The organism is Pseudomonas sp. IT-P171 (genome assembly GCF_949767765.1).
Lineage (GTDB): Bacteria > Pseudomonadota > Gammaproteobacteria > Pseudomonadales > Pseudomonadaceae > Aquipseudomonas > Aquipseudomonas fluorescens_B.
The window spans coordinates 260,678-272,582 of sequence record NZ_CATKQN010000011.1 but is presented as its reverse complement, the minus strand read 5'-3'; the positions used below and the strand labels follow the sequence as shown (position 1 = coordinate 272,582).

Annotated in this window: 10 protein-coding genes; 6 read left to right on the top strand and 4 right to left on the bottom strand. The window is 53.2% G+C overall.

The window, feature by feature from the left end; translation table 11 throughout:
- Positions 1 to 54 precede the first annotated feature (54 nt).
- Positions 55 to 489, bottom strand: a complete 435-nt coding sequence (locus tag ACM6I5_RS09725; RefSeq protein WP_050558275.1) for a phosphate-starvation-inducible PsiE family protein — start codon at positions 487 to 489, stop codon at positions 55 to 57.
- 192 nt (positions 490 to 681) lie between these two features.
- On the bottom strand, positions 682 to 3,441 hold the full coding sequence (locus ACM6I5_RS09720; protein WP_414883955.1) for an ATP-dependent Clp protease ATP-binding subunit: 2,760 nt from the start codon (positions 3,439 to 3,441) through the stop codon (positions 682 to 684).
- Between the two features lie 579 nt (positions 3,442 to 4,020).
- Here ACM6I5_RS09720 and ACM6I5_RS09715 point away from each other — a divergent pair.
- The 3 genes from ACM6I5_RS09715 to ACM6I5_RS09705 all read left to right on the top strand — a co-directional run bounded on the left by ACM6I5_RS09715 (position 4,021) and on the right by ACM6I5_RS09705 (position 6,628).
- Entirely contained in the window at positions 4,021 to 4,563 is a 543-nt protein-coding gene (locus ACM6I5_RS09715) for a redoxin domain-containing protein (RefSeq protein WP_210624408.1), read from the top strand.
- An 11-nt stretch (positions 4,564 to 4,574) separates the two neighbouring features.
- The gene (locus ACM6I5_RS09710) at positions 4,575 to 5,114 is read left to right on the top strand and encodes a DsbA family protein (protein ID WP_210624407.1); all 540 of its coding nucleotides are present in this window, start codon (positions 4,575 to 4,577) and stop codon (positions 5,112 to 5,114) included.
- A gap of 413 nt (positions 5,115 to 5,527) precedes the next feature.
- On the top strand, positions 5,528 to 6,628 hold the full coding sequence (locus ACM6I5_RS09705; protein ID WP_253428001.1) for a low temperature requirement protein A: 1,101 nt from the start codon (positions 5,528 to 5,530) through the stop codon (positions 6,626 to 6,628).
- A 141-nt stretch (positions 6,629 to 6,769) separates the two neighbouring features.
- Here ACM6I5_RS09705 and ACM6I5_RS09700 read toward each other — a convergent pair whose 3' ends face one another.
- A complete protein-coding gene (locus ACM6I5_RS09700) occupies positions 6,770 to 7,567 on the bottom strand; it encodes a CmcJ/NvfI family oxidoreductase (protein ID WP_414883703.1) in 798 nt (265 codons plus the stop codon).
- 585 nt (positions 7,568 to 8,152) lie between these two features.
- On the opposite strand from ACM6I5_RS09700, the gene ACM6I5_RS09695 reads away from it, so the two are divergent.
- Together ACM6I5_RS09695 and ACM6I5_RS09690 are read left to right on the top strand one after the other, a co-directional pair.
- The gene (locus ACM6I5_RS09695; RefSeq protein WP_077045093.1) at positions 8,153 to 9,277 is read left to right on the top strand and encodes an alkene reductase; all 1,125 of its coding nucleotides are present in this window, start codon (positions 8,153 to 8,155) and stop codon (positions 9,275 to 9,277) included.
- Positions 9,278 to 9,496: 219 nt separating this feature from the next.
- The gene (locus tag ACM6I5_RS09690) at positions 9,497 to 9,802 is read left to right on the top strand and encodes an ArsR/SmtB family transcription factor (RefSeq protein WP_083348647.1); all 306 of its coding nucleotides are present in this window, start codon (positions 9,497 to 9,499) and stop codon (positions 9,800 to 9,802) included.
- 16 nt (positions 9,803 to 9,818) lie between these two features.
- Here ACM6I5_RS09690 and ACM6I5_RS09685 read toward each other — a convergent pair whose 3' ends face one another.
- Positions 9,819 to 10,706, bottom strand: a complete 888-nt coding sequence (locus ACM6I5_RS09685; RefSeq protein WP_282410190.1) for a LysR family transcriptional regulator — start codon at positions 10,704 to 10,706, stop codon at positions 9,819 to 9,821.
- On the opposite strand from ACM6I5_RS09685, the gene ACM6I5_RS09680 reads away from it, so the two are divergent.
- Positions 10,672 to 11,826 carry a zinc-dependent alcohol dehydrogenase family protein gene (locus ACM6I5_RS09680; protein ID WP_282410189.1) on the top strand — a complete coding sequence of 385 codons (1,155 nt, stop codon included), beginning with the start codon at positions 10,672 to 10,674 and terminating at the stop codon, positions 11,824 to 11,826. The two genes, ACM6I5_RS09685 and ACM6I5_RS09680, sit on opposite strands and share 35 nt — an antisense overlap.
- Positions 11,827 to 11,905: the final 79 nt, after the last annotated feature.

Sequence of the window (11,905 nt, the reverse complement as noted above, 5' to 3'; positions counted from 1 at the left end):
TGCAAATTCTTCAGGACTAAGCACCAGATCCGGAGCGTTCACCAAGAATTGTAGCTATTCATCCTTATCACTTTCTCGTAAGTCATCCTTATCACGCTCTCGTAAGAGCCAGCAGACGATGCCGAGTACCAGGGTGGCAAATCCTAGTGCGGCAATGGTGAGCGCAGGAGTAGCGGCAGAATCGAGAATAACGAACTTCCGGCTGAGCGCCAGCAGGGCGATCAACAGCACTGTGCGAACCTGAACGATGCTGTTGCGTCTTAAGGCGGGGCGCACAATCGAATGCTTGAACTCCAGGGCTATCAGCACGGTGAAGATTGAGCCAAAGAGGGCCTGGAAAACATCGTGATCTAGAGGGTCAATCGCACCACCGATCACCAACGGCACAACCCTGCGACAGAGCTGCAGTAGCGCCATCAAAATCACAGACGCGATGATGAGACTGAGCGCTATAACAACCAATTGTTCGAAACGTTCGTAAGCATTCATCAGCGCCCACTGAAGTCTGAAATTTTTCAGCGTCGAGTTGCGCTCACGCCTTTCAGAATCAGGCTTTGACACGATAACCCTCCACACTTGCGTCTTCAGTCTGCCGGGCTCGTCCAGGCATTTGAGGATCCAGTACACCACTGCACGTCGTGATCAACAGGCCTGCTCCCAGGTTCCGTGAGTGTGCTGGGGCTAAGTCCCAGTCTCCGCAGTAGGTGCTAGATCATCTGGCTGGTCTGGCGGACTACTCTTTCCGGAGGTCTTTGGCGCATCCACCTCCACCTTATTGAAGACCACTTCCCTACGTTCCGTGTCGTAACCCAACTCAACACTGTCGCCGGCTTGCAGCTTGCCAGCGAGCATTTCCTTCGCAAGCCGCGTTTCGACGGTCTGGCGAATCTGACGTTTCAACTCGCGCGCGCCAAACTCTGGCTGATAACCAACGTCCGCCAGATGATCAATGAGTGAGCCATCAACTTTCACTGTGATGTTCTGTGCAGCTGCGGTTCGAATGACCCGATCAAGCTGAATGTTCACAATCGATCGGATGTTGTCACGGGTAAGGGCATGAAACACGATGATGTCATCAATACGGTTCAGGAATTCGGGACGAAAATGCCCTTTCAAGACTCCCATCAATTCATTACGTAACGCTTTTTCCGTAAGGCGTTCATCTTCAGGGCGCTCGAGATTCTCCATGATGATGGGAGAGCCCAGGTTACTGGTGGCAATGATGATCGTATTGCTGAAGTCCACAACACGTCCCTTGCCGTCCGTGAGACGCCCATCGTCGAATACCTGCAGCAATACGTTGCTCACATCGGGATGCGCCTTCTCGATCTCGTCGAGCAGAATCACACTGTAGGGCTTGCGGCGGACACGCTCTGTCAACTGACCGCCCTCGTCGTATCCCACATAACCGGGTGGCGCACCGATCAACCGAGCAACTGCATGACGCTCCATGTACTCCGACATATCAATACGAATGATCGATTGCTCGTCACCAAACACCGTTTCCGCCAACGCTTTGGCAAGTTCAGTTTTGCCGACGCCCGTAGGGCCAAGAAAGAGAAACGTGGCAATAGGCCTGTTGGCTTGGCCAAGACCGGCCCTAGACAACCGAACGGCATCGCTGACTGCGAGCACAGCATCTTCCTGCCCCACCAGCCGATCACGCAAAGTGTCTTCCATATTCAACAATTTTTGACGCTCTTCCTGCGTAAGCTCGGTCACTGGAATACCGGTGAGACGGGATAGAACTTCGGCAATTGACTCCAGGGTCACCTCAAGGGTTTCGGAACCGGTCTTGCGCTCCCAGGCTTCTGTTTCCTCTCCCAGTTGCGCTTGTTTTTGACCAATGCGCTCTTCGAAGCCTTTGGATTCATCAAAACGTTTACGGGAGGATGCATAATCCTGTTCACGTTTAAGTTGCGTGATTTCGGCTTCCAGCTCCTGAATGCCAGCCGGCCTTGAGGAGGAACTGATTCGAACGCGGGCGGCTGCCTGATCGATCAGGTCAATGGCTTTATCCGGCAAAAAACGCGAGGTGATGTAACGATCCGACAGCTCTGCTGCCGCCACAAATGCTTCATCGGCGAATGTGACCTGATGGTGAGCCTCAAGCTTATCGCGCAGCCCACGCAGGATAATGATGGTCTGTTCGACGGTGGGCTCGGCTATCAGCACAGGCTGAAAACGTCGTTCAAGCGCTGCGTCTTTTTCGATGTGCTTTTGATACTCATTGAGTGTCGTCGCACCGATCAAACTAAGCTCCCCGCGTGCCAATGCGGGTTTCAGTACGTTGGCAATATCCAGGCCGCCCTCCTCACCACCCTGCCCCGCGCCAACGATCGTGTGTAACTCATCGATGAACAGAATAAGCTCCGAGCTTTTTGCGGCGACTTCATCAAGCAGTTGCTTGGCGCGCTCTTCAAATTCACCACGATATTTGGAGCCCGCAACCATTGAGTTCAGATTGACTTCAACGAGCCGTCTGCCACGCAAGATCTCAGGGACATCACCCTTGACGATACGCTGTGCAAGCCCTTCAACGATGGCTGTTTTACCGACGCCGGGTTCACCAATAAGCACTGGATTGTTTTTTCTGCGCCGTGCCAGCACCTCAATGGTATTTTCGATTTCCTGCGCACGTCCGAGTACGGGATCAAGCTTGCCCTCGCGAGCCAACGACGTCAGGTCGCGACCGAACTTGTCGAGTGTCGGCGTTCCCGTCGGGGTATCGACTCGCCCATCTTCAGCCCCCTTGCCCACCACCTTGACCACCTTCTGCCGCAAGGCTTCAGGCGTTACGCCGTATTTTTTAAGCAACGTCCCGGCAATACTTTCAGGGACAGAAGCAAGTCCGATCAACAAATGTTCGGGGCCCACGTACGAATGCCCTAAATCACGAGAGGCCTGGAATGCAAAATTGAATCCTTTCTTCAAGCGCGGAGAAATGGTCATCTGATCGACCGAAACCTCAGCAGTGCCCCTCTGCGCATGTTGATCGATGTAGCCTTTGATATCGTCCGGAGAAAGCTTTAACTCCTTGAGCAAAGCCGCACCAACATCGGTATCCGCCAGCACGTACAACAGATGCTCGGTATCGAGGTCGCTGCGGTTCAGCTCATGGGCTTTCTCTCCGGCACGCTGCAGGATTTCGAGCGTCTGGGAACTGAATGCATCGGTGGCATCGACAGACTCTCGAGGCACTTGCGCAGAGAGCCTGACGTCATCCGCCCCCGGCTCCATTGCTCCGCCCATGCTGTCGAAAAAGCGAGAGACTCCCCCGCCCAACAGAGAGTCGAATGGGTTCAACATGCTTTGATGACGTATGAGTTGGCGGTAATCGTGGTCACAAACCGACATTGTTCTGGCTTGGCCATTTTGCGATACGGTCACGCGCGCGACCGCTGGTCTCGCATTACATATTTCACAGAGAGTAGCCATGATGAGTTGTCTCCAAAGGTGGATAACACGAACTCATTCAGATGGATCTACTTCCCTGTAAACGATGCTCAAGAAGCTGGGACATGAGATCCGCATTACGCTGAGCTTGATCAGGAAGACGATGATGTTGCGGGGAATGGCAGTCACGACAGACGATGCCATCCAATCAAGATAGTCGGGTCTCATCAAAACACGCTATGGGCGACTCAGGATACCGACGAACGACGTCTGATAATTTCATGGGCAACAGAACGAGCGAGGTCTTGCTGAGGAAACCGAAAACGCGTTCAGCTACTACGGCAAGCGACAACAGCGACTATAGTCATTGGTGAGCCAGAGCGAATCCTGTCGCCGCTCTACCCTCCTGGCCCTCAATCAAATACCGCGAAAGCACGGCGGACGTCGTCGTGCTTCTTGAAGCGGAACGTGATCGTCTCACTGCCGAAAACACTCAGGCTCAGGCTGAGATCAAGGCATCGTTGCCGTTATAAATCCCTTGATGGTGGATGGAGTTATCCCGCCGGCCAAGTCGTATCCCCCTGAGTAGACCCCAACCACCTCCTTTCTATCAGGGCTCAAGCAATGAACACCTCAGAATTGGATGATGCAAAAAAAACGAATGACGACCTGGCTCAGGGGCCGCTGTCAGCCGGCACTGTCGCGCCCGACTTCACGCTGAACGCGACCCCTGATCAACATCTATCGCTGCGCGAGCTAAAGGGAAATCCCGTGATACTGGCGTTTTATCCCGCTGACTGGAGTGCGGTTTGTGGTGACCAGCTGACCTTGTACAACCAGTTGCTACCCACATTCAGAGAATACGGTGCGACGCTACTGGGTATTTCGGTTGACAGCGCCTGGTGTCATCAGGCCTTCGCCAAAGACCGGAATTTTCACTTCAGCCTGCTGGCCGATTTCGAGCCCAAAGGTGCTGTGGCGCGACAGTATGGAGCGTACGACTCCCCCTTGGGAGTTTGTAAGCGGGCACTGTTCGTGATTGACAAGGAGGGAGTGATCGCCTGGAGCTACATCTCACCAATGGCAATCAACCCTGGGGCGGACGGCATTCTGGACGCGCTGGATGCTCTAGCGAATTCGCCAAAAAGCGCGCCAACCAAAAATTAGCAGGTGATCACATGGCCACTCTCAAAGTGCCGGTAAGTGCCAACGACCATCGCCAGGGAAGTGCGCATGCCAAGGTCACCTTGGTGGAATTTGGCGACTATGAATGTCCCTATTGCGGTGAAGCGTATTGGATGGTCAAGAATCTGCAACAGCATTTTCGCGATGATCTGCAATTCGTGTTCCGTAACTTTCCACTGACCACCGCGCACCCGCATGCGATGGCCGCAGCGGTCACCGCTGAGTACGCCGGGAGTCGAGGGTTCTTCTGGGAGGCTCACGACGAATTGTATGAAAATCAGGATCGATTGGGTCCGCCGCTGTATCGCGCCATTGTTCTAAAACACGGCCTTTCCAGCGAGGAACTCGACGTTGCCATGCGAGAGGACACTTACATCCCCAAAATACAATCCGACTTCAATGGCGGTGTACGCAGCGGCGTGAATGGCACCCCGGCGTTTTACATTGACGGGCTTCGCTATGACGGGGCTCCAGAGTTTACCGAAATGAGTCAGCTGATTGAGCTTCTGTTAGTGCGCGGACGAAATCGCTAGATAGCCACATCGGCCTGGCATCACCCACACCGTAGCCGAGGGCGAGCGTGCCCCATTGCGCAGCGCACCAGGTGTGCATTCGATAATATTTCAATACAGGGGATTGAAGAATCCACGGTGCTGCCAGCGATAAGCATCGCTCATAAAGCAGCGGCACGAAAATTTCAGCCCAGCGAACCGAGGACATAAAAAATGGCGATGTTAATTTTTGACAGTTCGGAAGATTCCATAGTCGAGGCCCGTGTCCTGGTCGAGGCGCTGAATGAATGGTTGGCGGAACAGCAACCCAGTTGCCCGCTAAGGTCCGCCCGTGCGCAATGTTGCTATCGGCCCGATGGCACGCTGGATTCTGTATTGACCGTACTAACAGACGTGGTGGTGGATTAAAGAGGTGCACACGGAGCCAGCAGCGAATGAAATCTTTGAAGTATTATGAAAAGAATCGACACGCCACATGGTTAGAGTTGTTTTTTGACCTGATTTTTGTTGTTGCAATTGGCAAGGTTACGCATACTCTCGGACATCTTCATCACGGCCATTTTGAACAGGAGCAATTATGGACATTTTTACTGCTTTTTGTTCCATTATGGTGGATCTGGTCCAGCCACACGATTTACTCAAATAGGTTTGATACAGACAGTAACCTTCACCGCTTGGCAACTTTATTTTTAATGTTGCTGCTCATTGTGCTGTCTGCACGGATTGGGGAAGAATTGGAAGTAAACTATGCGCTTGTTATTACCTGCTATTTTGGTATACGTGCCATCATCAGTATTATGTACATTTCGTCCATAAATAAATTCGATCACCGTAGTGAATTCTCCTCCAGGCTTGGCTTCGCCCTGTTAGTTAGCGCAGCTGTTAGTCTTTCATCCATTCTTTTTGACCCACCTATGCGTTACCTTGTCGCTTACATTGGGATTTTTCTTGATATTCTGCTCCCTTTATTTTCTTGGGGTAAGCTAAAGCCATTGCCCGCACATACAGAACACTTGGTTGAACGACTAGGTTTACTCACCCTCATCTTATTGGGCGAGTCGGTAATTAGCCTTTCTGGAGGGTTATCTGACATTCAATGGGATCGTTATAATGTGATGGCGGCAATCACCGGATTTATCATGATTTGCAGTATCTGGTGGATATATTTTGATAGCTTTTACTTGTTGAGCAAAAATGAAAGTAGTATGAGTGGACACTCCTTAATCTACTCGCACCTTTTTCTATTTATGGGGCTAGCACTTCTCGCAAATTTGATCAGGCATGCGATCCTGAATGACATTGCGATGCGCGATTTCCAGATTACGTCAATCATCGGCATGGCCTTATTTTTCTTAGGCAAGCAATATGGCTACTTCATAGCGGTACCTAAAATAAGGAAATACATACTACAAAACACCTTGATCGTGTTTTCTCTAGGTGGTTTGGTTATATTCCTACCCCGCGTCGAGTACATATTGGTCGGCCTGACAGCAACCATGATCTGTTATGTTTTACTAAACTTCAGGTATCGTTGAATCTTTAAAGTTGGGCCATATCACGGGTGGATCAGCTATCCGCGCACATCCATACATCCCTACCAACCAAAGCGGGTGTTCGCCTGGAAAGCACGGGGGCAAACACAGCGCTGCGGGAGGCCCGCGCCAAGCGGCAAAAACCTAATCAAAGAAGGCCAGGGTGCGAACTTCGATACTCTCGCGCGGCGGGGCTCCCGGCGGCGTATTGGGGTCCTTGAAGGCGGTATGGGGCGTGAAGCGGGCACGGCCGTCGTGACGTGAGTCATACCCCTTGATCAGCAAGACTTCGTCACGGCGCATGTCCGGAAAATAGTACCAGCGCTGTTGCGGATTGTAGGCCAGGTGGTAGATCTCACCGATACGATCCGGATAGACCAAATCGGTGGCCAGCAGGTCATTGGGGTCGAGCGTCGAGGCATCCAGCACCGCCAGCGGTGAGCGCTTGACGGGGCCGCTCATCGGGCGCCAGAGGTTAATCTGGGCCACCGAGACCCGTGCGGCGGCCTGATCCTGGCCCAGCACGTCGCGAATACGTTCAGGCCCCGAGCGGTCGGTGTAGTCATTATGCACACGGCTGGCTGGCCCGCGAATATCCCGCCCCTCGGCGTCGCTGCGCCTGGTGTGGTCGAAGATGACGACCCGGCTCGCGCCCGTCAACTCCTTGATCAAGGCCTTGACCTCGTCATAGTAGACGCTTTCCACTGAGGTATCGTCGTAGAGATCGTCGACCACCGTATCCCGCCGATGGAGTTCAAACCCCTGCTTGTCCAGAGAAAGGCTGTCTGCCAACGGACGACCGTTGTGTATCGTGACCTCGCGCTCCTCCTGCTCAGCAAAGTAGTGTGGTTCACTGTTACCGGTCAGAGCCTCGGTATGCACATAGGGCTTCGCATCGTGCTTGACCAGGTAGGTGAGTTTTGTGATGACGCTAGCGGGCATATCAGTTGTGCACTTCAAGTAACGCCTCCCGGTCTGCTGACCGCATTCGGCGTGGTGTCACCGTGGCGGCGCTGTAGCTTGCCTGTAAACTGCCTCATCCTCGATCGTATGCCTTCCAAGGGACACTTTCAAATGCACCCCGAGGTGCATGGTCCCCGACCGGTAGAAAAGGACATACCTACCTCGGCACCGACGTGCAGCTTGACCAGTACTGGCGCGTCGGACTCCAGGCCCGCGCCTAGGGCGACTACTACATCGAAGTTCTGAACCAGCAGCGCAAATACGGTGGATATCCGGATGGAAGATCGCATCCCAACACATCATCTTTTGCGCAGCATTGATCAGTATCTCGATCTGAGCAACCTGCGATAGCTGACCAAATTGAGAAAGAAAAAACTAGATATTGACATATCTCGATATCACAAATAGTCTGAGTTCGAAGCCACCCTCGTATCTCAGGAAGCGCCAAATGCAGAAGATGTGGGTGAACACCTCAACGAAGCGCCTTACGGTTTGCTCTGATCCCGTGGATCCGCATCCATTTAGCTTAATACATCGATATTTCTATATATGCAGGTAAATGAAATGACACAGTCCGCGCTCTTCAAAACCGCACAGCTGGGGCCCTACACCCTCAAGAATCGAATCGTTTTGCCACCACTTACCCGTTCGCGTAGCTCCCAGCCTGGCAACATTCCGAACGATCTCATGGCCACGTATTACCGCCAGCGTACTGGCGCGGGATTCATGGTGACCGAAGGCACCCAGATCGAGCCTCGTGGACAGGGTTATGCCTGGACTCCCGGCATTCACAGCGCCGAGCAGATTGAAGGCTGGCGCAAAATCACCGACGCCGTTCACGCCGAAGGGGGTGTGATCTTCGCTCAACTTTGGCATGTCGGCCGCGTGTCGCACATGTCCTTGCAGCCCGGCGGTGAAGCGCCGGTCGCGCCGTCAGCCATAAAGGCGGACAACGTCAAGGTATTCATCGAGACCGGCCCTGGCACGGGTGCACTGGCCGATCCATCGACCCCGCGCGCTCTTTCCACCGCAGAGGTGAAAGAACTGGTCCAGCTCTATGCCCAGGCGGCCCGTAATGCCCTGGACGCCGGGTTCGACGGAGTGGAACTGCACTGCGCGAACGGCTACCTGGTGAACCAGTTCATTTCCGCCCACACAAACCAGCGTGATGATGAATATGGTGGCTCGTTGCAAAATCGACTGCGCTTCCTGCGCGAAATCACCCAGGCAGTTGCTGGCGTCGTTGGCAAGGAGCGTATGGGCGTTCGCTTCGCCCCGCTCTTCGCGACCACCGATGAAGATCGCGTCTACCTCGGCCTGGTCGAGAAAGATCCCCATCAAACCTATGTCGAAGCGGTGAAGATTCTCGAGGAAGTGGGTATCGCCTACCTGTCGCTCGCCGAGGCCGACTGGGAGAACGCACCCGATCTACCTGAAGCGTTCCGGGAAGATATTCGCAGTATCTTCAGCGGTAAGATTCTCTATGCCGGCAGGTACACCGCTGAACGCGGAAATCGTGTCATCCAGGCGGGTTGGGGGGATCTGATCGCGTTTGGTCGTCCTTTCATCGCCAACCCCGACCTGCCCGCCCGTATCGCCAACGACTGGCCGCTCAATCCGGTCGACCCGACAAGCATGTATGGCGGTACCGACAAGGGCTACACCGACTACCCGAGCTATCGTCCCTGAGTGATCGAGGCCGCGCCCCAGACTCCAGGGCGCGGCTAACGCTTGCTGACCGCAGACAAGAGTTCAGTCCAGGTCATCCGAACCTGGGAATGGGACTGCAATCAGCAATGATCTTGGCGGGTGACAAACGTACCGCAGAGGTCATTTTGGCGCCTTCCAATTTTCCGTGCGAACGAGGAAGATATCGTAATATCGCGAAAAACAGGTATCGCAAATTTTATGAACATTGACATCAACGAAGCCCTGAAAGCCTTGGCGAACCCGATGCGCCTCGACATCCTCAATTGGCTCAAGGATCCCAGGACGAACTTTCCGGAGCAGGAAGTCGACCCGGAAACAGTAGGTGTATGCGTCAGCATCATCCAGGAGCGCACGGGCCTTTCGCAGTCCACTACATCGCTTTACCTCACATCCCTGCAGCGCGCGCACCTGCTAACCTCGCAGCGGATAGGCCCTTGGACCTATTACAAACGCCACGAGGAAAATATCGATGCCTTTTTCAAAGTGCTGCAAGAAAAGATCTAGGTCCACGTTACCCGATTTAGACGGGGTGGGCCGCCACCCACTCTTTGAGATGAGCAATAAAACTGAGAACAGTCGGAGCGATGTTTTCTCTTGAAGGGTATACCGCATAGATTCCCACCGGGGGCTCAATGGCCCAATCGGAAAATGCTTCCACCAGCTTTCCTGAATCAAGATCATCTCGTACATGCCAGTCCATCAGCAGCGCTACTCCATGCCCATCAATTGCCATCTGGCGAACCACTTCCCCCAAACTGGATGAAAAACGGTTGCGTATTTTGCACGTTTTTTTAACGCCCCCTCGGGACATAGTCCAACTGGAATCTTTTCCGACGATGAGGCCGTCCAGCGTGGTCAAGTCTTTTAGAGAGGTAGGCACGCCCTGTTTTTCCCAATATTGGGGGGCGGCGCAAATCAGACGTCGGGACGCAGAAATCCTCTGCGCGATCAGGGATGAATCGGCCAATACTCCGTGCCGAATCGCAAGGTCGGTACCATGGGCGGCCAAATCAACCAGTTGATCTGTCGGGTGTAGATCAACGATAACGCCAGGATAGCGTTTGAGATAACTGCTCACGACGCTCGATAAATAACCTTGGGCAAATGTCGCGGAAGCGGTTATGCGTAGATGACCGGTAATCTCGGTCTTCTGGAAAAATCCTCGCTCGGCCTTTTCGACGCTTTCCAGGATGCTTAGTGCGTGTTGATAAAGCTTCTCACCGTCCGAAGTGGGACTTAGCTTGCGGGTGGTGCGGTTAAAAAGTCTCCGACCAACGCTGTCTTCAAGGGCCAGAAGACGCTTGCTTCCGCCTGCAGCAGTCATCCCCAATCGTTCGGAAGCTGCACGGATAGATCCCTCCTCAAAAACGGCAATGAACAAACGCAATTCATCGATGGAATCCAGCACTTATTACCAACCAAAAAGACCGAAAGATTCAACAATTCTAACGTATTTATCCAATTTTATTGATGATAAATTTGTTGGCTTATTGTTCCTCGGAGTTCAAGCCTTGAAGGCTATTGTGATAAATGAGCATGGTAACTCAGACCTTTTCGTAGAAATCAATACTGAAAATCCCGTTGCTCGCCCAGGTCATGTGATTATCGATGTCCGGGCGACAAGCGTTAATCCAGTGGACACAAAAATTCGTCGGGGCAGCGAAGGTACAGCCGGTCTGACTTTTCCGGCAATTCTTCACATCGATGTTTCAGGGGTCGTCAGCTCTGTCGGTGCTGGTGTGACTCGCTTTGACGTAGGCGATGAAGTCTATGGCTGTTTCGGTGGCATCGTGGGGATTCCCGGTGCGCTGGCAGATCAGATGGAGGCCGATGCCGAGATGCTTGCTCTAAAACCCAAGTCGCTCTCTTTTGGCGAAGCAGCCAGCTTGCCCCTCGTGGCAATTACGGCCTGGGAGGCGCTGATTGACCGAGCCTCGATCAAACCCAATGACAACGTCTTGGTGCATGGTGGCACCGGTGGAGTTGGGCACATCGGCATTCAATTGGCGAAGGTCCTGGGGGCCAAGGTTTCGACGACGGTTTCAACGCCAGAAAAAGCGGAAATTGCCCGTCGGCTGGGCGCCGATGAGATTATTTTCTATAACAGCGAAACGCCCCAGGAATACAGCCAGCGAATCACCGAAGGAAAAGGATTCGATACGGTCTTCGATACCTTGGGCGGTGAGGTCTTACAACACTCACTGAAAGCCGCGAAGCTTAAAGGTCATGTCGTCTCGATCATCGGTTACGACCGCTACGATCTGACCGAAATGCACTTCAAGGCATTGAGGCTCGACTTTGTATTCATGGCTATTTCGATCATTCATAATGAAGGCCGCAAGCACCATGGCGAGATCCTGCAAAGACTAGCTGCCTTGGTTGATCGCGGCCTTGTCAAACCACTGATTGATGAGCGCCATGACTTCACTGTTGCGGGTGTCAGCGCGGCACATGTGCGTCTTGAGTCAGGCAATGCTATTGGCAAAGTCGTCATTGAGCGACAGGCTAAGTTGGTGGGGGTGGCATAACGAGGGCTCAAGGCCAGACATTCGAAGTATTTCAATAGCGCTAAAACTTAGTCGCTCGCGCCCGTACCTTTTCGCAAGG